This window comes from Haemophilus seminalis (genome assembly GCF_006384255.1).
Taxonomy (GTDB): Bacteria; Pseudomonadota; Gammaproteobacteria; order Enterobacterales; family Pasteurellaceae; genus Haemophilus; species Haemophilus seminalis.
In genome coordinates this window covers 147,385-170,438 of the sequence record NZ_VCED01000005.1, presented here as the reverse complement: position 1 = coordinate 170,438, position 23,054 = coordinate 147,385, and the positions used below count along the sequence as shown (strand labels likewise).

Here is a 23,054-nt window from a genome sequence, read left to right as displayed (position 1 = left end):
ATGATTAATATACTAATAGTTCATCCTACTTTATCTCCACCCTTTGGCCGTGGAGGAGTTGAAACCGTTTTAATTTCATATTTGAAAATATTATCTAAATTTGTAACACAAGAAAAATGTAAAGTTGATCTTTTATTGTTAAAAGAAATAACAGAAGATGACTTAGCTATTATACCAAAAAACATTAATACAACATTCAATTTCAGGGGATTGAGTGTATTTGAAGAAATGTTTCAAATTTACTGTTCAATTGAAAGAAATAAAGGACATTATTCTATATCTGAAAAGAAATTTTTTAGCAGTTGGGATGATCAAATTACCGATTATTGTAATAAAAATATATTAAATGTTATTAATTCAGGAAATCATGATATCATCATCAATTTCGATAGTCATTTTGATGATTTCTTGAAAAAATATGATATAACAAATCAACTTCCTATAATCCGATGGATCCATTCAGACACCAATTTTACAACATGGAAGAACAATCCTGATTTATATAAATACTTATTAAATAAACATAGCTACCTTGTTAATATCTGTAATGAAATGTCAGAAAAATGCTCTCAAATTTTACCAGAGTTAGGAGTAGATAAACCTATTGTTACATTAGTTAATCCAATTGACGAAAAAGATATAAAAGAAAAACTATCTATTCAAGAAAAAGAAATTACTGAAAATGACAAAATATTAATTTCTGAAAATTATATTTTACAAGTTGCACGCTTATTTGATTATAAAGATCATTTTACAATGCTAGATATTTATTCTCAATTAAAACAGAAAGGTATAAAAGAAAAGTTATATATTATTGGAGCTGGGCCAAATTATTCAAAATTAGAAGAACGAATTAAAGAATTAGGTTTGGAAGGTGATTGCTTATTACTGGGAAGACGAGATAATCCTTATATATTTATGAAACATGCAAAACTTTTTATCCATACATCTTTGTCTGAAGGATTACCTACAGTATTCTTAGAAAGCATGGTATGTGGAACCCCTGTTGTAGCAATGGATTGCCCTACTGGACCTAGAGATATTTTGGGAAATGGAGAGTTTGGTGCATTAATTCCTTTAGGCAATAAAACTGAATTCGTAAACCGAGTTTATGCGCTATTAAATAATGATATTGAAAGAAATACCTATATTCATCGTTTACCAGAATCTATTGCGCGTTTTAATATTGATAGAGTAAGTAATGAATTAGAGAAGTTGTTAGTAAGAGTTTCAGAATCTGTAAAGCAATGAAACAACTATAGCATAGCTATTGGGAGAGATAATAGCTATGCTATTAAATATGTTCTTTCTGAGAGAATTTCTACTTATCTAAAACCATCGTTATCAGAAAAAGAAATAAATAATCTTTATTGATGGCTATCAATAGAACTATATTAATCAGGTGCAAAAAGATACATTAAATTTTCTTCTTATAGTAAAATCAATAACAATTTATTGAAAATTAACTTATTTCGTCGTTAAATTACAGAAAGTAAACGTATCAACTATTTAATATCCTATACAGAGTAGCCACCATAACTCTTAAGTGAATAATATTGTTACTTATTATAATCCATAATTATCATTCTGGTAATTGTAACTATAGTCTAGTTTTAATTTAGGTAACTTCTAAAATAGTCCCCTATAAAATATGCATTTTAAAAATCAATACGTCTTTATCTTTCTATAAAATCATACCAAGAAAATAATTGTTCTTCTTTTACACATTCTGCCCTGAGTAATTTTCCATCAGTAAATAAGAGATAGAAATATTCTAAAGATATTGGGTAATAATCGAATTGGTAAGAGTAATAATATCCCGCTTTTTAAATAACAATCCTCACGTAAAATATGCATTTTTTAGACTTCCCCATAAAGATCTATACTTCAACCCTCAAGAGGCTTGTGAGAACCGGCAACCGCGTCTAATTATTTCTTTGATTACCCCTAAAAAAGGAGTCAACATGTTCTTTCGTTAATAAATTATCTTGAACCATATCTTCTTTTTCTTAGTTTCTTATATAATCCTCTACCACTTTTGTATTTAACCCTACTGTGCTTACAAAAAATCCTTTCGCCCAGAAATGCCTATTTCCATATCTATATTTTAAGTTCGCATGTCTTTCAAAAATCATCAGCGCTGACTCGCCCTTCAGATAGCCCATAAAATCTGATACCGATATTTTAGGTGGAATTTTTAAGAGCATATGGATAGGGGCTAGCATTACCTGCGCTTCTATTATCTCCACGTTTTTATAGCCATATAACTGCCTCAATATTTGCCCTATATCTGCTCTCAACTTTCCATAAATTACTTTTCTTCTGAACTTCGGAATAAATACAATGGGGTACTTACCGTTTCATTTTGTGTGTGATAGACACGAATCGCCATTGGTTTTACTTTACCATGATAATCCTCCTATATATTGAATTTTGGTTGCAAAGCTTGTTCGTTATATAGCGAGAATTTTTCTGTTCATCGCTTAAGCAATTTGGCTCTATACGTATGCCACTCATGGACAGACTTCCGTTTAGCCATAAGAAAATACGATTAATTTTATTCTGTGTATGCCTTAATATTAGTACGAATTAAAAAATAAATTATCAAACTGATGAAAGCACAAACTAAAATCACCACAGCTGTTGCATAGAAAATATTACCAATACCGACTAATGGTGAAACAACGCCCCCTAGAAAAAAGGGAGTAAAACCAAGTAATGCAGAAGCACTTCCGGCATATTGACGTTCACTTTCCATTGCCAATGAAGAAATTGCAGGAAAGGTAAGCCCCATCATCAATAACATAAGAAAGAAGCCAATTTCAACTAAAAACCAGTTAGGTTGAATAATAAGTGTCGAAATGGTGTAAAGAACAACAATCCCAAAGCCCAATACTCCAAAAGAAAGGGCTGTACGATTTGACAACTTACCACCTATATTTGCTCCAATAACTAATGCTGCACCATTTGCTCCAAAACATAAACTAAAAGTAAACGCACTTAACCCGTAAAAACTTTGCAAAATAAAAGGTGAAGCGGAAATATACGCAAACATGGCGGCAAGCAAAAAGCTTTCAATACCAACATAACTCATAAACATTCTATTTTTTATAATCTTGCCAAATGTAAAGAATGTGGAAAGTACAGAACCTTTCAAACGTTTTTCAATAATTAGGCTTTCTTTTAAACGAAGACAAAATAGTAATACAACAATACCAATAATTGCTAAAAAGAAAAATACGCCTTTCCAACCAATATATTCTAATAATAAACTGCCTAGAATAGGTGAAATGATCGGTGCGATACCATTAATCGTCATTAATAGCCCAAAAAAACGTGTCATTTCACGACCACGATATAAGTCCGTCGCTATCGCACGAGAAATTACTACACTTCCAGCAGAGGAAAGCCCTTGTACCGCTCTTAATACAATCATCGTTTCAATATTCGGTGAGAAAATCAGTAAAATCGTACTGATGATATAAATTAAAAGTGAAATAATCAGCGGCTTTTTGCGTCCAAATTTATCACTCATCGGGCCAAGTAATAGCTGCCCAACGGCTAAACCGATCATTGCCGTTGTGAGCGTTAATTGTGTCATTGAGGCTGTTGTATCAAAAAATTGTGCAAGCTGTGGCAATGATGGCAAATAAAGATCGACAACAAATGGTCCAAAGGCAGAAAGTACACCAAGTAAAATCACTAAAAAGGCTTTTGAATTTGTTTTTTGCATTTATATATCCTAAATAAAAATTATTTATACCGTTTTTTCACCGCACTTTTATCTTGCTCACGTAATCGTTCTAATTTTTCCTTAATCTGAATTTCCATACCTCTATTCGTCGGAAAATAATATTGAGTGTCTTTTAATTCAGGCGGGAAATAATTTTCACCTGCCGCATAAGCGTTAGGTTCATCGTGGGCATAACGATATTCAGCACCATAGCCAAGCTCTTTCATTAAATTAGTTGGTGCATTGCGTAAATGTGGTGGAACATCATAATCGGGTAAATCTTTCACTTGCTGTTTGGCAGTGTTAAATGCGGTATAAACCGCATTACTTTTTGGCGCTACCGCAAGATAGATAATAGCTTGAGCAATGGCGCGCTCCCCTTCATAAGCCCCCACTCGAGTAAAACAATCCCATGCAGCCAATGCGACTTGCATAGCACGAGGATCGGCATTTCCCACATCTTCTGAAGCAATGGCAAGTAATCGGCGCGCAACATATAAAGGATCACCGCCTGCCGTTAAAATTCGTGCATACCAATACAATGCAGCATCTGGTGCAGAACCTCGAACAGATTTATGTAGCGCAGAAATTAAATCATAGAAACGATCGCCTTGTTTATCAAATCTCGCTTGACGTTCGCCTAAGACTTCTTTTAATAAAGTGCGGTCGATTTTCTTTCCATTTTCGGTTTCATTCGCCATATCCACCATTAATTCGAGGCAATTCAAGGCTAATCGCGCATCCCCATTAACATATTCGGCAAGCACTTGTAGTAAATTCTCTTCTAAAATTAGCCGCTCTTTACCCAATCCTCGTTCAGGATCTTCTACAGCTTGCTGCAAAACTTGTTCAATTTCAGCCGAGGTGAGTGATTTCAGCACATATACTCTGGCACGAGAAAGCAACGCATTATTTAGCTCAAAAGATGGATTTTCTGTTGTAGCCCCAATAAAAATAACGGTTCCGTCTTCAATGTGCGGTAAAAATGCATCTTGCTGGCTTTTATTAAAACGATGGACTTCATCCACAAATAAGATAGTTTTACGATCTGTAAGACGATTTTGTTTTGCACGATCAATAGCTTCACGAATTTCTTTGATACCACTCGTCACCGCAGAAATTCGCTCAACTTCTGCATTAATACGTTGCGCAATAATTTCTGCGAGTGTTGTTTTTCCTGTACCTGGTGGCCCCCAGAAAATCATGGAATGAATATGCCCAGCTTGAATCGCTTTACGCAGTGGCTTATCTTCACCAATAAGATGAGTTTGCCCAAAATACTGCTCTAGACTCGTTGGACGCATCTTAGCTGCCAGTGGACGAAAATCATTTTCGGCAAAATCAAAATTGAGGTTAGACATTTTTATTTCTCACAAAATTGAAGGGCGTATTTCTACGCCCTTATTTAAAATAATCATTTGTTATTTTTTACGTTGGTCATCCACTTCAACGCCTTTTTCTGGCTTGAATTGGAACAAGCTATCAGACAAAGTTTGATTAGTAATATTACGTAAAACATAAAGATTGGTTTGCCCATCTTTCTCTGTCGTACTGAAATTTCTTAATACGCCATTAGCATCGACGCGAATATCAAATTGCTTGATATTACTTTTCGAAGATTTAGGTTTCAATACGAAAGTATCCACTTGTTGCATGACCGAATATTGATCCCAATGGCTTTTATCGTTACTTGTGAGCAATACGAATGGTGTATTATTTACCGCATCTTTCACCCATTGTGCTGTTACTTGTTGCACAAATGGATCATAGAACCACAAGGTTTTACCATCAGAAATAATCTGGGTTTCTTGAGGAGTTTTAGTATCCATACGGAATAAATTTGGACGTTTAATTTGAAGTTTGCCACTTCCCTGTTGAACATTTTTGCCACTTCCAGAAGTCACTGTTTGCACAAATTCTGCACTTAACACATCAACTTTAGCTAAACGCATTTGCAATTCACTTGCCGCATCAGCCAATGCCAAATTACTCAAACCAAGTAACGCAAGTGCGGCAAATTTTAACGTTGTTTTTTTCATTTTACTTTCCTTTTAAATTAGTAGTCCGGACGACGCGATAAAATCTCACGCTTACCATTTTGCATTGGGCTAACAATTCCTTGCTCTTCCATTTGATCCATAATACGCGCTGCTCGGTTAAAACCTACGCTGAATTTACGTTGAATAGAAGATACTGAAGTTGTACCAGTATTAATAACGAAATCCATTACTTCATCAAAAAGTGGATCTAATTCTCCACCGCTTGATATTCCTTTTTCTGTGCTTTCCTCATCGTCAGCACTTTCTAAAATGCCATCGATATAATCAGGTTTACCACGTGCTCGCCAATCATCCGCAATACGAATAACTTCATCATCACTCATAAAGGCACCATGAACACGCACCAAATCCGATGAACCTTGCCCCGAATAAAGCATATCACCACGACCTAAAAGCGCCTCAGCCCCACCTTGATCAAGAATTGTGCGTGAGTCAATTTTACTTGCAACCGTAAAGGCAATCCGACTTGGGATATTTGCTTTAATTAAACCTGTAATCACATCGACAGAAGGACGTTGCGTCGCTAAAATTAAATGGATACCAATAGCTCGCGCTTTTTGTGCCAAGCGAGCAATGAGTTCTTCAATTTGCTTACCCGCTACCATCATTAAATCAGCAAACTCATCGACAATAACCACAATATAACTCAATTTTTTCAATGCAGGTGGCATCGTATCCATTGTATCGCCAGGTCGCCAAATTGGATTTGGCACTGGCATTCCCATTGCTTCATATTCATCGATTTTTTCGTTAAAGCCTTCAATATTACGTACACGTAGCGCAGAAAGCAGCTGATAACGGCGTTCCATTTCATCTACACACCAACGCAATGCATTAGCAGCTTTTTTCATATCTGTTACAACAGGCGTTAGCAAGTGCGGAATATCATTATAAACAGAAAGTTCAACGACTTTAGGATCGATCATGATGAATTTCACATCTTCTGGTTGAACACGATAAAGTAAACTTAAGATCATCGTATTCACGCCAACAGACTTACCCGATCCCGTTGATCCTGCAACCAACAAATGTGGCATTTTCGCTAAATCAACAATCACTGCCTTTCCGCTAATATCTTTACCTAAAGCCATTGGCAAAGTGGCATGAGTATCACGGAATTCGCTGCTATCTAACACGTCACGTAATGGCACCATTTGACGATGAAGATTAGGTGTTTCAATACCGATATAAGGCTTACCAGGAATAGCCTCCGCTACACGAATCGAGCGGAACATTAATGCACGCGCTAAATCGGTATCAATACTCGTTACTTTTGACGCTTTCACCCCAGGTTGTAATTCTAATTCATAACGCGTAACAACAGGGCCAACAAGCACATCTTTTACAGTCGCTTTCACATTAAAATTACGTAATTGTTGCTCTATACGTTGAGATGTTTCCAAAACTTCTTCTTGAGTAATATTTTGTTCTACCGCCGGATGCTTCGATAATAACTCTAAACTTGGCAATGGCGTGCTAGGCTTTTCACGTTTAGTTGTTTGCTGTTGGAATGCTGGATGAATTAGTGAACCACTATAACCTTGATAATGAGGTGTATTCTCTGTAGTTTTAACTTGTTCTTCAGTCACCTCATTCTGTAAAGAAACCATCATTTCTGAATTATTATCTGCTAAACGAACTTGTTCATCAGCTTGAGCAAAACGTGCTGCTTCACGAGCTGCAAATTCTTTAGCAAGATGTGAAAAATTATTTTCTTCATCATTCTGATGCGCTAAACCCTCACGCAAGGAAACCGTTGGGATTTCATCATCTTGTAGTAAAGAAACTTCTGAAAAATTATCCGCACTTATTTCATTTTCTGATTTATTCAACTGTCCCTTTTCTTTTTTATTATTAATCCACACTGGGACAAAATCATTTTCATTCGGCATTTGATGATTTAACTCATTTGAAATATGAACACTAGGCAATTTTTCCATACCTAAATCAGAAATAAATTGTTCATCAATATTTTGTGAATTAAGTTCGTTATAATCTGTTTGAATAGCGATATTTTGTGTTAATCCACTAATATTTATCATTTGCTCATTAGATAACTTTTCGTTTTCTCCAAGCTCACTATCATTCTTATCTTCTACAAATTTTGGATTATGTTCATTTTGTTCCGCAACTTCTGGCAATATCATATTTTGAATAAAATCTGGTTTCTGAATCAAAATTTGCTCTAATTCCTCTCCAGATTCATCTTGTTTAACATCTTCAGTTTGTTCATTTTTCATAGTAAACCAATGATAAAACGTCACAAGCAATCGAATAAATGAGGCACCAGAACAAAAAATGAATCCAATGACAGCAAAGACCAGCCCAATTAATATTGCACCTAATTTACCGAGTACAGGATAAATCCAATTCACTACAAGTGAACCACCAAGCACACCGCCACTCAAATAAAAAGAATTACTTGATAAAAGCAACATACTCATCACACAAAGACCGATGATTAAAGTAAAAAAACCAAAACTACGTAAAATAATTCGCGTACATGAAAGCTGTTTAACCGCTTTAGTTTTTAATAGATAAACTGGCACTAAAAACGTAGTAAAAGGAAAAATATGTGCAACATATCCGAAAAAGACAAAAAGGAGATCGATTACCCAAGCGCCGAATGCTCCAGCCTTGTTAATTGTTCCATCATGAGATGCAGCCGTTGCCCAAGAATTATCTAAAGGTGTATAACTAGACCAAGCAATAATTAAATAAAGTCCAAAAAGTGCGGTTAATGCTAATAATAATTCAGCTAAATACTGTCTTGGTGTAAAGCGTTCTGTAATTCGTTTAATCATATAGTTTATTATTTCAATACAAGATAATTAGTTTGTTTTACTTCTTCCATCACCACATAAGTGCGCGTATCATTTACACCTGGTAAGCGCAATAAAGTTGAGCCAAGCAATTTACGATACTCTGCCATATCAGCAACTCGAGTTTTTAGAAGATAATCAAAATCACCCGACACTAAGTGGCATTCTTGAATTTCTTCCAACTCTTGAATCGCAGCATTAAATTCCTCAAATACGTCAGGTTTTCCACGAACTAACGTGATTTCCACGATCACAAGCAAAGGTGCTTCCAATAATTCAGGATTCAACAACGCACGATATCCCATAATTACGCCTTGTTTTTCTAAACGTTTCACACGTTCTAAACAAGGAGTGGGTGAAAGCCCTACTTTTTTCGACAAATCAATATTAGAAATTTTACCGTTGCGTTGTAATTCATTAAGAATTTTTATATCAATCGCATCCAGCGCTTTATTCAGTTTTTTTTCCATTTTCTTATTTTTCTTTGAATAAAAAGTATGTTTATTTTAACAAATTTTGCTAACGTTTTCAGTACAACGGCCATAGATAATTCATTTCCATTGAGGCTATTAATTATCTCTAATGAAGTATTTAGAAATTATCCAACACGGCTAACGCATCGGAAAGTTTCTTCACCGTAAAAACTTGCATATTTTCGACCGCACTTTTCGGCTTGTTACCAAAAGGAACAATAGCACGTTTGAAGCCATGCTTTGCCGCTTCACTAATACGTTCTTGCCCACTTGGCACCGGACGAATTTCTCCCGCTAATCCAACTTCACCAAAAATCACTAAATCTTGTGGCAAGGGGCGATTACGGAAACTTGAAATTAACGCCAACAACAAAGCTAAATCCGCACTTGTTTCACTGACTTTTACACCACCAACGACATTCACAAAGACATCTTGATCAGCCATTTGTAAGCCCCCATGTCGGTGTAACACCGCCAATAATAGCGCTAAGCGATTTTGCTCTAAACCCACCGCAACACGGCGAGGATTCGCTAGCATTGAATGATCCACTAAGGCTTGAATTTCAACTAGAAGAGGACGAGTACCTTCCCAAAGTACCATAACAGAGCTGCCCGATGTAATCTCATCACCTCGACTTAAAAAGATCGCCGATGGATTTTTTACTTCTCGCAAGCCTTGCTCGGTCATACCAAATACACCTAATTCATTGACCGCACCAAAACGGTTTTTATGGCTACGCAAGGTACGATAGCGAGAATCGGCTTCACCTTCTAATAGTAATGAACAGTCAATGGCATGCTCTAACACTTTCGGCCCTGCAAGAGTTCCGTCTTTCGTTACATGCCCCACCATAATAATGGCGACTTGGCGGGTTTTCGCATAACGAGTGAGAAAAGAAGCACATTCACGCACTTGTGCCACACTGCCTGGCGATGATTGAATATCTGCCAAATGCATTACCTGGATCGAGTCCACCACTATAATTTGTGGTTTTAACTGATCCGCCAAATTACAAATCTGTTCCACAGAGGTTTCTGATAACATTTTTAATTGATCGTTTGGCAATCCCAATCGACTTGCACGCATCGCAACCTGTTGTAACGATTCCTCTCCCGTCACATAAAGTGCGGTCATATTTTTCGCTAAACTACACATGACTTGTAATAACAATGTACTTTTCCCTGCACCAGGATGCCCTCCAATTAAAATCGCACTGCCTGGTACAATCCCGCCGCCCAGTACCCGATCTAATTCATTAAAGCCACTGGAAAAACGTGGTGTTTCTTGTAAACTAATTTCAGAAAGCGTTTGAATTTTTGCCTGAGTTTCCCCCGCGTAGCCGCTAAAACGATCATTTTTTGATTTTGCCGTGGAAATTAACCGCACTTCGGTGATTGTATTCCACGCTTTACAAGCTGAACATTGCCCTTGCCAACGAGAAAACTCCGCACCACAATCGTTACATACATAAGCTGTTTTCGGAGCTTTAGCCATTTTTTATCCTTCTCATCCTTTAACCGAGTATTCATATACCTACAGCTAAATATCGTTATATTATTCAAGGCAAGCTTACATAATGCTTAGAAATATAGCTTACCCATTTGCACGGTTGATTCGCATTATGCCGAGAATCTCATTAATTTGATCATTCGCTCAAAATAAACTCGACTTTTCAAAAGTGTGGTCAATTTTTCAATAGTTTTTTCATTGTCTTTCGTTTCACTATGAAAACGAATCAAATCACGGATTTCAGCAAAGATTGTTTGATTGCTTTCTAATAAAGCTGGTAAGAACGTTTCTTTTTGTTTCTCTGTTACCATCGCTTCTAGGATTTTTCCATTTTCATCATAATAATGATAAAGATTAAAAAATGCCCCAACTCGCTCCACTGTTTTCATAAAATCTTGGCTAAAAAGTGCGGGAGAAAAGGATAAGGTTTCTTCCAAAAGTTTCTGTTCCATTTTCAACACGGAATTAAATTTTGCACAAAAATCTACCGCACTTTCTTCTCGTTCTTCTTTTAAGAAATCACGCCATTTATTTAACCAATCTGTTAAAAATTGTTTTGAATCCAGCAAATAACCTCGCTTCGCTTTACTTGCACTACTAAAATAAATATCTCTTTCGAAAGGCAAGGTTTCTACAAAATCAAAAAGATCCTGCACATTGCCAGATTTCAATTCAAACTCAATTTCACAAATAGGTTGCTCAGATTCGCCTGCAATAATTTGGCCTTGATCGAACGCCACTTCAATTTTGGATTGTTGAAATTCAACTAACCAAAAAGTGCGGTTAAAATCTGTGGAGAAAATAGGTTGTAGTGTAGAACTAGGTAATTGTTCAAAAGGGTAAAGCTCTCTTAATTGGGCATTAGTTGGCGTTTCTTTTTCGGTTAATGGTAAATTATATTCTGGGCGACTATGCAATCCACCAACAACTTTGCCGTTGGTTTTAAGCGTTAATGTAAGTTCCTGATCTTCTTGACGAATACGTAATCCCATCTTTCGTTTAGCAAGGAAATGATCAGGATAATCATAATAAGTATTGCTCAGAAACTGTTTTTTATGCGCTAAACAAGTAAAGTTTTTTAAATGTTCTTCTAATTCATTAAATGCTTGGTCAGATACCGCTAATTTGATTTCAATTTCATTACTCATAAAATTATACTCCCTTCAACTTAAGACTGTTCAAATATACAGATAAAAATAGATAAATCAAGCGTTTTATAGATTTATATTCCTTAAAATTAAACATCGAAAAATAGATATAAAGGGATATAATTTGACTTAATTTTAAATAACGAATTAATAAAGGATCTCTATGAAAAAATTGTTTCTATTTTCTATGCTTCTAAGCATCACATTGCCTATAAATGCTGGCGTTCGTTGTTCAGATTTTAATACGCAAGAGGAAGCACAGCACTATTATGAAACCCATCATGCCTATCATTTAGATAGAGATCGAGACGGTGAAGCCTGTGAATGTTTGCCTGGCGGTAGTAAATACGGCTCATCTCGTTGTAAGAAATATTAATGATACGTTGAAAAGATGAAAAATTCGTCTTTTCCTTTTCAGGGAAGGGATGGCTGCCTAAAATACATTTAATTATTAATAAAAATCGGGTAATATGCGCACGAATTTTTAACCCCTTATGGAGTAAATCACTTATGGCAATGAATAATATTCTCGGATTATTTGCCCATTCGCCTTTAAAACCATTGCAAAAGCATTCGGAAAAAGTCACTGAATGTTGCGATCTTTTAATTCCTTTTTTTGAAACCACCTTCTCAAAGGATTGGGAAAAAGCGGAAGAAAAACGCTTAGAAATCTCTCAGCGTGAACGTGAAGCAGATAGCTTGAAACGTGAGATTCGTTTGAAATTGCCACGTGGTTTATTCTTACCTATTGATCGTACTGATCTCTTAGAATTAGTCACGCAACAAGATAAATTAGCAAATTTTGCTAAAGATATTGCAGGGCGTATGATTGGTCGTCAATTTGGTATTCCTGAAGAAATGCAGGAAGAATTCTTACGTTACGTAAAACGTAGTTTAGATGCTATTCATCAAGCTCATCGAGTAATCGAAGAAATGGATCAACTTTTAGAAACCGGTTTTAAAGGCCGTGAACTAAAATTAGTTAACAATATGATTCAAGAACTCGATGCAATTGAAGATGATACCGACCAAATGCAGATCAAACTGCGTAAAATGCTTTACACCATCGAAAGCCGTTATAACCCAATTGATGTGATGTTCTTATATAAAATTATTGAATGGGTTGGTGTGCTGGCTGACCAAGCACAACGTGTTGGCTCACGCATTGAATTAATGCTGGCGCGTTCATAATCAACAAAACATAGGAAATTAACTATGGAAGTTATTAGTCAATATGGTTCATGGTTGGTGTGGATTACAGCAGCCTTCGGCTTTTTTATGGCTTTCGGTATTGGAGCCAATGATGTCTCAAACTCAATGGGTACATCCGTAGGTTCCGGTACTGTAACAGCCAAACAAGCAATTATTATAGCGTTAATTTTTGAATCTGCTGGCGCATATCTAGCCGGTGGTGAAGTAACAGAAACCATTAAAAGTGGCGTAATCGATCCAATGCAATTTGTTGATACGCCCGATATTTTAGCACTGGGCATGCTTTCTGCTTTATTTGCATCTGGTGCTTGGTTATTTATCGCAACAAAAATGGGATGGCCGGTTTCAGGTACTCACACTATCATCGGTGCAATTATTGGATTTGCCTGCATTACGATTGGCCCTGGCGCAGTAGATTGGTCAAATATTGGGAGCATTGTTGGTAGCTGGTTCATCACGCCTGTTATTGCAGGTATTCTCGCCTATGCAATCTTTGCAAGTACGCAAAAACTTATTTTTGATACCGAACACCCTCTGAAAAATGCACAAAAATATGGTCCTTATTACATGGGGATAACCGTATTTGTGCTGTGTATCGTAACCATGACAAAAGGTTTAAAACATGTTGGTTTAAATCTTTCCAATAAAGAAACTTTAGTCATTTCACTTGTCATTAGCCTTGTAGGCATGCTGTTTTGCCATTTCTACTTTAAAAGCAAAACATTCACTCAATCTGCAAGCAAAGGTACTTTTGGTGCGGTAGAAAAAGTCTTCAGCATTTTAATGTTATTAACAGCCTGTGCGATGGCTTTCGCTCACGGTTCGAATGATGTAGCCAATGCAATTGGTCCACTTTCAGCAGTTGTGTCTATCGTGGAACAAGGCGGTAAAATTGTTTCAGGCGGAGCCTTAACTTGGTGGATTTTACCATTAGGTGCATTAGGTATTGCTGTAGGCTTAATTACTATGGGACAAAAAGTAATGGCGACTGTTGGATCTGGGATCACCGATTTAACGCCAAGCCGAGGCTTTGCCGCTCAATTTGCTACTGCGATGACTGTTGTAGTTGCATCAGGTACAGGCTTGCCGATCTCAACAACACAAACACTTGTTGGGGCAATTTTAGGTATCGGTTTTGCTCGCGGTATCGCAGCACTCAATTTAACGGTTATCCGAAACATCATTAGTTCTTGGATAATCACTTTACCAGCCGGCGCATTCTTCGCAATTATTATCTTCTATTTACTGCGTGCGGTGTTTAATTAATTTATTGCAACAAAAAGTGCGGTTTATTCAACCGCACTTTTGTTGTTTTTATTTTTAAGGAGAAAGCATGAAAAAAATCTACAATACTCTTTTATCTTGCGCCTTACTTGGTACAGGTATTGCAACTGCTCATGCAGAAACACAATATGTTACCGAAAATCTCAGTACGTTCTTACGCCGCGGTGCTGGTGAACAATTTAAAATTGCAGGTTCAATTCAAGCGGGTGAAGCGGTGAATGTATTAGATCGCCAAGGTAAATACACACTCATTCGCGACAATAAAAATCGTGAAGCTTGGATTTTAAATTCAGACTTAAGTAGCACGCCAAGTAGTAAAGAAGAAAATCCAAAATTAAAAGCTCAAGTTCAAGAATTAACCTTAAAACTTAGTCGTTTAGATGGCGATTGGCAACAACGTACCGTCGAAATGCAACGTCGAACCAAACAAGCTGAGCAGCAAAGTGCGGATCTTTTAGAACAAAATTCTCAACTGAAACGCGAACTTGAAATGACCAAAAATAAAAATCGTGATTTAGAAGCGATGCTTGATGCAGGTAAACGAGAAATTGCAATCCAATGGTTTATTTATGGCGGTTCAGTGTTGGGCGTAGGCTTACTCTTCGGCTTGCTTATTCCTTATGTTTTACCAAAACGTCGCCGTCGTGATGGTTGGGCATAATCACGAATGAAAGTTTATTTGGTTGGTGGGGCTGTTCGCGATCAATTATTAGGTTTACTGGTAAAAGATCGTGATTGGATTGTGGTAGGCGCAGACCCCGCTACGCTACTCTCTCTCGGTTATCAACAAGTAGGCAAAGATTTTCCGGTTTTTCTCAATCCTAAAACAAAAGAAGAATATGCGCTTGCCCGAACAGAACGTAAATCTAGTGCAGGTTACACTGGCTTTATTTGTGATTTCTCCCCAACAATTACATTAGAACAAGATTTAATTCGACGAGATCTCACTATTAACGCGATGGCTCAAAGCGAAGACGGTGAAATTATCGATCCTTATGGTGGAAAACAAGATTTAGAAAATCGAATTTTACGCCATATTTCTCCTGCTTTTTCAGAAGATCCTTTACGTGTATTGCGTGTGGCACGCTTTGCAGCCCGTTATCATTCTCTCGGTTTTAAAATTGCCTCGGAAACGCTATCCCTAATGGCAGAACTTGCCCAATCGGGAGAATTACAACATCTCACTTCTGAGCGAGTTTGGCTAGAAACAGAAAAAGCCTTAAACGAAAAAAATCCTGAAATTTATTTTGAAACCTTACATAAAACAGGTGCATTAAGAGTTTTATTTCCTGAAATCGATGCCCTTTATGGTGTGCCAAATCCAGTAAAACATCATCCAGAAGTGGATAGTTTTATTCATACCATGTTGGTATTAAAACAAGCGGTTAATTTGACTGAAAATAACCCTATCTTAAATAAAAGTGCGGTCCGTTTTGCCGCAATTTGTCATGATCTAGGCAAGGCTCTTACGCCTCAAAATATTCTTCCTCATCATTATGGGCATGAGCAAGCTGGCATAAAACCAACTAGATCATTGTGCAAACGCTTGAAGGTTCCAAGTTATTTTCAAGAACTTGCAGAACTAACTTGTGAATTTCATACGCATATTCACAAAGCCTTTGAGCTTCGAGCTGAAACCGTCATAACGCTGTTTAATCGTTTTGATGTGTGGAGAAAACCACAACGCTTTCAAGAATTTCTACAAGTATGTCTAGCTGATACTCGAGGTAGAACCGGTTTTGAAAATAAAGACTATCCACAAATAGATTATATTAATCAATTATTACAAGCGGCAAATGAAGTAGATGTACAGCAAATTATTGCAGATGGATTTGAGAAACAAGAAATCAGAAATGAATTGACGAAACGAAGAATCTTAGCGGTTAAACAAACAAAAGCAAATTACCCCAAAAATTAACAAATAAAAGTAACTTTACTCAATTAAACTAAATCCTTAAAATACGCGAGCTTATTAACTTGATGAATAATATGAAAACGTTTAAATTTCTCACTGCACTTTTTGTAACCAGCATACTTACAGCCTGTACAATGGATGCTGAACGTCCAGTTAACGTGCAATATATCGATAAAACGGACGCCACATGGCAACAGCATTTACAAAAGATTCAAAAAATTCAATCCTATCAAGCTAAAGGACAAATTGGTTATATCAGTCCTACAGAACGTTTTTCTAGCCGCTTTGAATGGCAATACCAAAATCCAAAATCTTATACGCTTAAACTCTATTCTTTAATCAGTAAATCGACCCTTTGGATTCAAATGCATCAAAGTGGAATGACAATTTCCGATAACAACGGCAATCAACAATCTGCAGCCAATGCTAAACTATTATTACAAGAGATCATTGGAATGGATGTGCCATTAGAACACTTAGCTTATTGGCTGAAAGGTCAACCGGCAATGAATGCGGATTATCAAGTGGGTACCAACCATTTACTTGGCGCATTTACTTATCATGTGGATGGTTCTCAATGGACAGCAGATTATCTCACTTATCACTCAAATAATTCGATGCCTGAAAATATTCTGCTAAAAAATGACAGCACGAAACAAACTCTAAAAATTCGCGTGGATGAGTGGATTTACTAATGAATACATTAATGAAATCACATCAATTTTCTACCGCACTTTCTCAAAATACAACACAATCAAATGGGAAGCCATTTCGCTTCCCTAGCCCAGCCAAACTGAATTTATTTCTTTATATCAACGGAAAATTACCGAACGGCTATCATGAATTACAAACCCTTTTCCAATTTTTAGATTTTGGCGATTGGTTAGAAATGAGTATTCGAGAAAAAGATAATCAAATTGTTTTAACGCCAGAAATTCCAAATCTAAAAACGGGAGATAATCTGATTTATCGAGCTGCAAAACTTTTACAAGAAAAAGCCAGTATTCAATTGGGGGCAAATATTCATTTAGATAAAATTCTTCCAATGGGAGGCGGTGTTGGTGGTGGTTCATCTAATGCGGCAACCGCATTAGTCGCATTAAATTATTTATGGCAAGCCAATTTATCCATTGATGAACTAGCAAAATTAGGATTAACACTAGGCGCGGACGTGCCAATATTTGTACATGGACATGCAGCTTTTGCTGAAGGTGTCGGGGAAAAAATCACTTATTGTGAACCAGCCGAAAAATGGTTTGTTGTATTGAAACCTGATGATTCAATATCGACGGCTGTCATATTTCAAGATCCAAATTTACCACGTAATACACCTAAAAAATCCCTAGAACAACTTTTGAGCGAGCCTTATGTAAACGATTGCGAAAAAGTTGTGATAAATCATTATTCAAACGTTGAAAAAGCGCTAAACTGGTTGCTACAATATGCGCCGGCAAGATTAACAGGAACGGGAGCATGTGTTTTTGCTGAATTTGATCATGAAGCAGAGGCACAAGCGGTATTTAGGCAAAAACCAGAAGAATTTTTTGGCTTTATCGCTAAAGGACTCAATGTTTCTCCCTTGCACGCAATGTTGAAGCAGCTATCACCAATTCATACTCATCGACAATCTAAACCTGAGGTTTTATAAAATGCCTGACATTAAACTCTTCGCGGGTAATGCAACACCAGAACTTGCAAAACATATTTCTGAACGTTTATATATTTCACTAGGCGATGCCACTGTTGGCCGTTTCAGTGATGGTGAAATCCAAGTTCAAATCAATGAAAATGTGCGTGGTGCAGATGTATTCATTATACAATCAACCTGTGCACCAACCAATGATAACCTAATGGAATTGATTGTGATGGTGGATGCATTACGTCGTGCATCTGCAGGTCGTATCACTGCTGTTGTTCCTTACTTTGGTTATGCTCGTCAAGATCGTCGCGTACGATCAGCTCGTGTACCTATTACCGCTAAAGTTGTGGCAGATTTACTTTCAACTGTTGGTATTGACCGCGTATTAACCTGCGACCTACACGCAGAACAAATCCAAGGCTTCTTTGATGTACCAGTAGACAATGTGTTTGGTTCTCCAGTTTTAATTCACGATATTTTGAAAAAATCTGATCTTGAAAATCCAATTGTTGTTTCTCCAGATATTGGTGGTGTTGTTCGCGCTCGTGCAGTAGCCAAATTATTAAACGATACTGATATGGCTATTATTGACAAACGTCGCCCTCGTGCAAATGTAGCACAAGTAATGCATATTATCGGTGATGTAGCAGGTCGCGATTGTATTCTTGTCGATGATATGATCGATACAGGCGGTACGCTTTGCAAAGCAGCTGAAGCATTAAAAGAACGCGGTGCAAAACGCGTATTTGCTTATGCGACTCATGCTGTATTCTCTGGTGCTGCAGCGAAAAATTTGGCTAGTGGCGCTATTGATGAAATCGTTGTAACAGATACAATCCCACTTTCTGATGAAATCAAAGCATTAGGTCTCGTACGCGTACTTACTCTGTCAGCAATGCTTGCTGAAGCTATCCGTCGTATTAGTAATGAAGAGTCAATTTCAGCTATGTTTAATTAAATTAAAATGCTAGACAATGATCTTTAAGAACTGTGGGAATTTTAACAATATTTGTGAAATTCCCACTTTTGTTGAGATGTACTTTATAATCTTGCAATTTCGTTTAACGAACCATCCTCTTTTAGAAATCCATAGAAAAATTCCACCGCACTTTTTACAGCTTCACTCATCGGAAAACCAAAGGAAACAAGATCAGGCTGGATACCAATAAAAATAACCTCAGGGATATCTTCCTCTAATTGCTCGATTAAAAAATTAAGTGGCAAATTATGCGTGCTGACGAAAAACATTTCTGCAATGAGTTCTTTATCGATAATACGAATTTTACCAACGGGCAGTTCCATTTCTGTTGCATCAAAGATAATTAAACGCTTTGGTTTCATGGCACGGATCTGATGCACAAGATTTTCTGGTGCTGAACCGCCATCAAGTGCGGTCCAATTTGGCAACGGATTTTCACTACAAAGCTGAGCAAGATAAGGACCCGCCCCATCATCGCCCATCATTGTGTTACCAACAGTTAGAATTACATTTTCATTCATCACGACGTTTCACCATAATATACATCACAGGTTCACACTGGATGGAAGCAAGCGTGTCCATTAAAATATCGACCCATTTTTGATGTTCCGGCGAAAAATTAGGTCTATTTTCATCGAGTGCCTTAGCTAATAAATTCACATGACTCGAATCAATCACTATTTCACCAAATTTCATTAAGCCCGCAAACTTACGTTTTGCATCCCCTTCAGGGAAGGTATCTACAAAACGTTGATAATCTGCATAATCACAAATTAGCAATTTTTTAAAGCAGTCAATCACACCAACATGGTGACCAATCGCAAGGGAATAATACATTACTTGCTTGGCTTGCTCAGGGACTTGCTCATCGTTTTCAACAAAACGCTCATTGAGTAAATAGAAAAAAACTTGGGTTGTCATGGTACGTCCTATAAAACTTGTAAAGTAATAACGTAATTTCTTCGCTAATCAATACTGCCAAATCTCCCCTTACCCCTCTTTGCTAAAGAGAAATTCTTCTTTAGCAATAAAGCATCTTCTCTCTCATTTTAATTTTCTGTTGTTAATGCAGAAAACTAGATTGAAATTGACCGCTCTTATTCCCCTCTTTAGCAAAGAGGGGTAAGGGGAGATTTGACAGAAATCAAAACAGAGCTATTAGTTTATTGAGCAATCGTTAGACTATCCCGAAAACGGCATACTAATTGCATGTAATCGGTTTACGATTTCACTCAAACGAGGATCCGCTTCACGTTCCAAAAATTCGCCAAGGCGAACACCAAATGGAACCTGATCTTTTTCAGACATCATACTCATAAATTGATTAGCAATGTCTCCACCTTGTCGATACCCTGCCAAACGACGTGCTTCACGTTCTAATTCCACGCGTAAATCTAATGGAATATTTTGAAAACGTAATTTAGCCTCAGCATTAGGATCGGCAATTTCTTGTTTGCCTTTGAGTTTTTGATCAAGTAAACCAAGTGCCATTGCAAAACCATAAATAGTCGCGGCTGGAGTTGGAGGACAACCAGGAATATACACATCAATTGGCACAATTTGATCGCTACCGCCCCACACGCAGTACAAGTCATGGAAAATACCACCACCACAGCCACACGCCCCATAAGAAATACAGATTTTTGGATCGGGGGCAGCTTGATAAGCACGCATTGCCGGTGTACGCATTGCACGAGTTACCGCACCAGTAAATAATAAAATATCCGCATGGCGAGGTGATGCAACAACCTTAATCCCAAAACGTTCTGCGTCAAAGGTTGGTGTAATGGTACTAAAAATTTCAATTTCACAACCATTACAACCGCCACAGTCAACACGGTAAACATAAGCGGAACGTTGAATATTTTTCAACAAAGTTTGTTTCATTTTCGCAATGTTTTCATCCACACTAAATGGCGTTGAAATACCATTCACGGGCATTGGGATTTGTGTGTTCATCTTGCAATCTCCCTAACGTGATCAAATAACGCCAATTTCACGCGCATATTGGATTCCATATCGGCGGTTTTTTCCAAACTGTTTTGGCGTTTACAGGTTGGGCAAGTGTTGAGCACCGCTAATTTATGTTTTACTAGTTCATCGTTATCCAATGTTTGTTTGAATAAATCCACTGCATAATTGAGTTCTTTATGAGAAACAAAAGGCTGACCACATTGATGACAAATCGTTGTAGTGAAGGTTGTTTCTTGATAAAGATCCTGTTTATTGCTGACTGATAATTCAAAATCTTGGCTTAAACGAATCGCTTTTGTCGGGCAAACTTCTTCACAACGGCCACAGAAAATGCAGCGGCCTAAAAATAATGACCAAGTACGTTCACCTGTTTCTGGATCGGTACGCATGGTAAGCGCATTAGCCGGACATGCCATTGTACAGGCTGCACAAACAATACATTGATCAGAGTTCAGTTCTGGTTTACCACGGAAATCAGGATCAACTTCATAGGGTTTAAACGGATATTTTGTGGTAACATCCCCCGCATTTAATACGGTTTTAAGTAATTTAAACATTGTGCGCCCCCTATTTTAATGGTGAATTTTTACGTTCAATGCCGTAGCGTTCGATTTCCTTGTAAGAAACCGTTTGTGCTTTGCGTTTACGTACATCCACCACAGTCACACGGTCAGTACAAGAATAGCAAGGGTCAAGGCTACCAATGATAAGTGGCGCATCTGATACCGTATTGCCACGCAACATATAACGTAAAGTTGGCCAGTTTGCATAAGTCGCTGCACGACAACGCCAGCGATATAATTTTTGGTTATCGCCAAGCATTGACCAGTGAATATCTTCACCACGCGGCGCTTCCGTGATACCTAAGGCAAAACGTCCAGGGGTGTAATTGAAACCTTCCGTAATAATCGCACCAGTTGGTAAGTTATCCACCATATAATCAATGATATTCATGGATTCAAACACTTCATTTACCCGCACTTTCACACGAGAAATCACATCGCCACCTTGTTCGGTGAACATATTGAATGGTACATCGCCATAGCCAGAGAAGGGGTGAATTTTACGCACATCACGTGCGAAGCCAGAACCTCGAATCATCGGTCCGACCGGGCTGAAATCACGCGCAACTTGACGATCAAGCACTCCTACGCCCACAGTACGTTGTTCTATATTTGGCGTATTGAGTAAAATATCTACCAAAGTTTTAAGCTCTTCACGCATTTCTGCAATAAGCTTAATGCATTGTTCACGTTGGTGTTTCAACATATCACGGCGTACACCACCGATTAAGTTGATACCATAGGTTTTACGCGCACCAGTAAGCACCTCCGCAAGTGTCATCGATTTTTCACGAACACGGAAGAATTGCATAAAGCCAGTATCAAAACCAGTAAAGTGGCTAGATAAACCTAAGTTCAATAAATGACTGTGCAAGCGTTCAACTTCCAACAAAATTGCACGAATCCATTGTGCCCGTTCAGGAATTTGAATACCTAATGCATTTTCGACTGAGTTAGCATAAGCAACGCTATGAGTAAAACCGCAGATACCGCACACACGGTCAGCCAAGAAATTGACTTGATCGTAATCCATTCGGGTTTCTGCCAATTTTTCCATACCACGGTGTACATAGAATAAACGATAGTCCGCATCAATAATATCTTCCCCATCGACAAACAAACGGAAGTGTCCCGGTTCATCAGATGTAATATGGAGAGGGCCGATAGGCACAATACGCGCTTCGCCTTTTTCGTTAATAAACTCATAGGTTTCCGTTGCCGTAGTTGGATCTGGACGCAAACGGTAATCCATCGAATCTTTACGTAATGGGTAAAGATCATCTGGCCAGTCATCTGGTAACACTAAACGACGTTGATCGGGAAGACCAACGGCTTTTAAACCGTACATATCAAATAATTCACGTTCGCCCCACACCGCCGCTTTGACTTTCGGTGTCACGGAAGGAAATTCCAGTGTAATAGGATCTACGAGTGCTTTAATCGTCACAAAAGTTTTGACGACACCTTCCATAGAAAGCACGTAATAAACGGCATAATGACCATGAATTGAACGTTCATCGTTACCAAAAACTAATGGCAACCAGCCTTCATGTTGATAGTAAAGATATTCCACCACATCAGGTAACATATTCGTTTTCACTGTTAAAGTTACTTGATTCGGTGTAGACCACTCCTCATCTAAAATTGTATTCGGAAATTTTGCATTAACGGCTTCAATATAATTTTTGCCGAGCATTTTTACCGGATCGACCGATGTATTTTTAGTTAATTCCATTTTTTCC

The 23,054-nt window shown here is 37.6% G+C and carries 21 protein-coding genes and 1 pseudogene; 9 read left to right on the top strand and 13 right to left on the bottom strand.

Annotation, left to right across the window (positions count from 1 at the left end; all coding sequences use genetic code 11):
* Positions 1-1,251, top strand: a complete 1,251-nt coding sequence (locus FE813_RS10715) for a glycosyltransferase (protein WP_235898323.1) — start codon at positions 1-3, stop codon at positions 1,249-1,251.
* Between the two features lie 761 nt (positions 1,252-2,012).
* Here FE813_RS10715 and tnpA read toward each other — a convergent pair.
* From tnpA to FE813_RS08055, 8 genes and pseudogenes are all read right to left on the bottom strand, one after another.
* A pseudogene (gene tnpA, locus FE813_RS08090) lies at positions 2,013-2,345 on the bottom strand (IS200/IS605 family transposase); the annotation flags it as partial.
* A gap of 212 nt (positions 2,346-2,557) precedes the next feature.
* Positions 2,558-3,733: a multidrug effflux MFS transporter gene (locus FE813_RS08085; RefSeq protein WP_139990162.1), complete on the bottom strand. Its 1,176-nt coding sequence runs from the start codon at positions 3,731-3,733 to the stop codon at positions 2,558-2,560.
* Between the two features lie 20 nt (positions 3,734-3,753).
* Positions 3,754-5,094 (bottom strand): replication-associated recombination protein A, encoded by a 1,341-nt coding sequence (locus FE813_RS08080; RefSeq protein ID WP_139990161.1) that lies wholly within the window; start codon positions 5,092-5,094, stop codon positions 3,754-3,756.
* A 60-nt stretch (positions 5,095-5,154) separates the two neighbouring features.
* Positions 5,155-5,772 (bottom strand): outer membrane lipoprotein periplasmic chaperone LolA, encoded by a 618-nt coding sequence (gene lolA, locus FE813_RS08075; RefSeq protein ID WP_005633722.1) that lies wholly within the window; start codon positions 5,770-5,772, stop codon positions 5,155-5,157.
* Between the two features lie 17 nt (positions 5,773-5,789).
* Positions 5,790-8,597: a DNA translocase FtsK gene (locus tag FE813_RS08070; protein WP_139990160.1), complete on the bottom strand. Its 2,808-nt coding sequence runs from the start codon at positions 8,595-8,597 to the stop codon at positions 5,790-5,792.
* Positions 8,598-8,605: 8 nt separating this feature from the next.
* A complete protein-coding gene (gene lrp / locus FE813_RS08065) occupies positions 8,606-9,085 on the bottom strand; it encodes a leucine-responsive transcriptional regulator Lrp (protein WP_139990159.1) in 480 nt (159 codons plus the stop codon).
* A gap of 121 nt (positions 9,086-9,206) precedes the next feature.
* A complete protein-coding gene (gene radA / locus FE813_RS08060) occupies positions 9,207-10,583 on the bottom strand; it encodes a DNA repair protein RadA (RefSeq protein WP_139990158.1) in 1,377 nt (458 codons plus the stop codon).
* A gap of 125 nt (positions 10,584-10,708) precedes the next feature.
* Positions 10,709-11,746, bottom strand: a complete 1,038-nt coding sequence (locus FE813_RS08055; RefSeq protein WP_139990157.1) for a CYTH domain-containing protein — start codon at positions 11,744-11,746, stop codon at positions 10,709-10,711.
* A gap of 163 nt (positions 11,747-11,909) precedes the next feature.
* Between FE813_RS08055 and FE813_RS08050 the strand changes: the two genes are divergently transcribed.
* The 8 genes from FE813_RS08050 to FE813_RS08015 all read left to right on the top strand — a co-directional run bounded on the left by FE813_RS08050 (position 11,910) and on the right by FE813_RS08015 (position 18,754).
* Positions 11,910-12,122 (top strand): excalibur calcium-binding domain-containing protein, encoded by a 213-nt coding sequence (locus tag FE813_RS08050; protein WP_139990156.1) that lies wholly within the window; start codon positions 11,910-11,912, stop codon positions 12,120-12,122.
* Between the two features lie 134 nt (positions 12,123-12,256).
* Entirely contained in the window at positions 12,257-12,937 is a 681-nt protein-coding gene (locus FE813_RS08045) for a TIGR00153 family protein (RefSeq protein ID WP_139990155.1), read from the top strand.
* 24 nt (positions 12,938-12,961) lie between these two features.
* Complete coding sequence (locus FE813_RS08040; RefSeq protein WP_139990154.1) at positions 12,962-14,224, top strand: inorganic phosphate transporter; 1,263 nt, start codon at positions 12,962-12,964, stop codon at positions 14,222-14,224.
* Positions 14,225-14,291: 67 nt separating this feature from the next.
* On the top strand, positions 14,292-14,903 hold the full coding sequence (locus tag FE813_RS08035) for a TIGR04211 family SH3 domain-containing protein (protein WP_065249654.1): 612 nt from the start codon (positions 14,292-14,294) through the stop codon (positions 14,901-14,903).
* 6 nt (positions 14,904-14,909) lie between these two features.
* A complete protein-coding gene (locus FE813_RS08030) occupies positions 14,910-16,160 on the top strand; it encodes a multifunctional CCA addition/repair protein (RefSeq protein WP_139990153.1) in 1,251 nt (416 codons plus the stop codon).
* Positions 16,161-16,231: 71 nt separating this feature from the next.
* Positions 16,232-16,852 (top strand): lipoprotein insertase outer membrane protein LolB, encoded by a 621-nt coding sequence (lolB, locus tag FE813_RS08025; protein ID WP_032825338.1) that lies wholly within the window; start codon positions 16,232-16,234, stop codon positions 16,850-16,852.
* A gap of 11 nt (positions 16,853-16,863) precedes the next feature.
* Positions 16,864-17,805, top strand: coding sequence for a 4-(cytidine 5'-diphospho)-2-C-methyl-D-erythritol kinase (ispE, locus tag FE813_RS08020; RefSeq protein WP_139990172.1), 942 nt, complete (start codon positions 16,864-16,866; stop codon positions 17,803-17,805).
* Between the two features lies 1 nt (position 17,806).
* Positions 17,807-18,754: a ribose-phosphate pyrophosphokinase gene (locus tag FE813_RS08015; protein WP_139990152.1), complete on the top strand. Its 948-nt coding sequence runs from the start codon at positions 17,807-17,809 to the stop codon at positions 18,752-18,754.
* Positions 18,755-18,837: 83 nt separating this feature from the next.
* On the opposite strand, the gene hycI is transcribed toward FE813_RS08015, so the two are convergent.
* The 5 genes from hycI to FE813_RS07990 form a co-directional block, all read right to left on the bottom strand.
* Positions 18,838-19,296 carry a hydrogenase maturation peptidase HycI gene (gene hycI / locus FE813_RS08010; RefSeq protein WP_139990151.1) on the bottom strand — a complete coding sequence of 153 codons (459 nt, stop codon included), beginning with the start codon at positions 19,294-19,296 and terminating at the stop codon, positions 18,838-18,840.
* On the bottom strand, positions 19,289-19,696 hold the full coding sequence (locus tag FE813_RS08005; RefSeq protein ID WP_139990150.1) for a formate hydrogenlyase maturation HycH family protein: 408 nt from the start codon (positions 19,694-19,696) through the stop codon (positions 19,289-19,291). Before FE813_RS08005 ends, hycI begins: the two co-directional genes overlap by 8 nt.
* A 261-nt stretch (positions 19,697-19,957) precedes the next feature.
* Positions 19,958-20,734: an NADH-quinone oxidoreductase subunit B family protein gene (locus FE813_RS08000; protein ID WP_139990149.1), complete on the bottom strand. Its 777-nt coding sequence runs from the start codon at positions 20,732-20,734 to the stop codon at positions 19,958-19,960.
* A complete protein-coding gene (locus FE813_RS07995; RefSeq protein WP_005626087.1) occupies positions 20,731-21,306 on the bottom strand; it encodes a formate hydrogenlyase complex iron-sulfur subunit in 576 nt (191 codons plus the stop codon). The genes FE813_RS08000 and FE813_RS07995 overlap by 4 nt, the downstream gene beginning before the upstream one ends.
* A gap of 10 nt (positions 21,307-21,316) precedes the next feature.
* On the bottom strand, positions 21,317-23,047 hold the full coding sequence (locus tag FE813_RS07990; protein ID WP_139990148.1) for a hydrogenase large subunit: 1,731 nt from the start codon (positions 23,045-23,047) through the stop codon (positions 21,317-21,319).
* Positions 23,048-23,054: the final 7 nt, after the last annotated feature.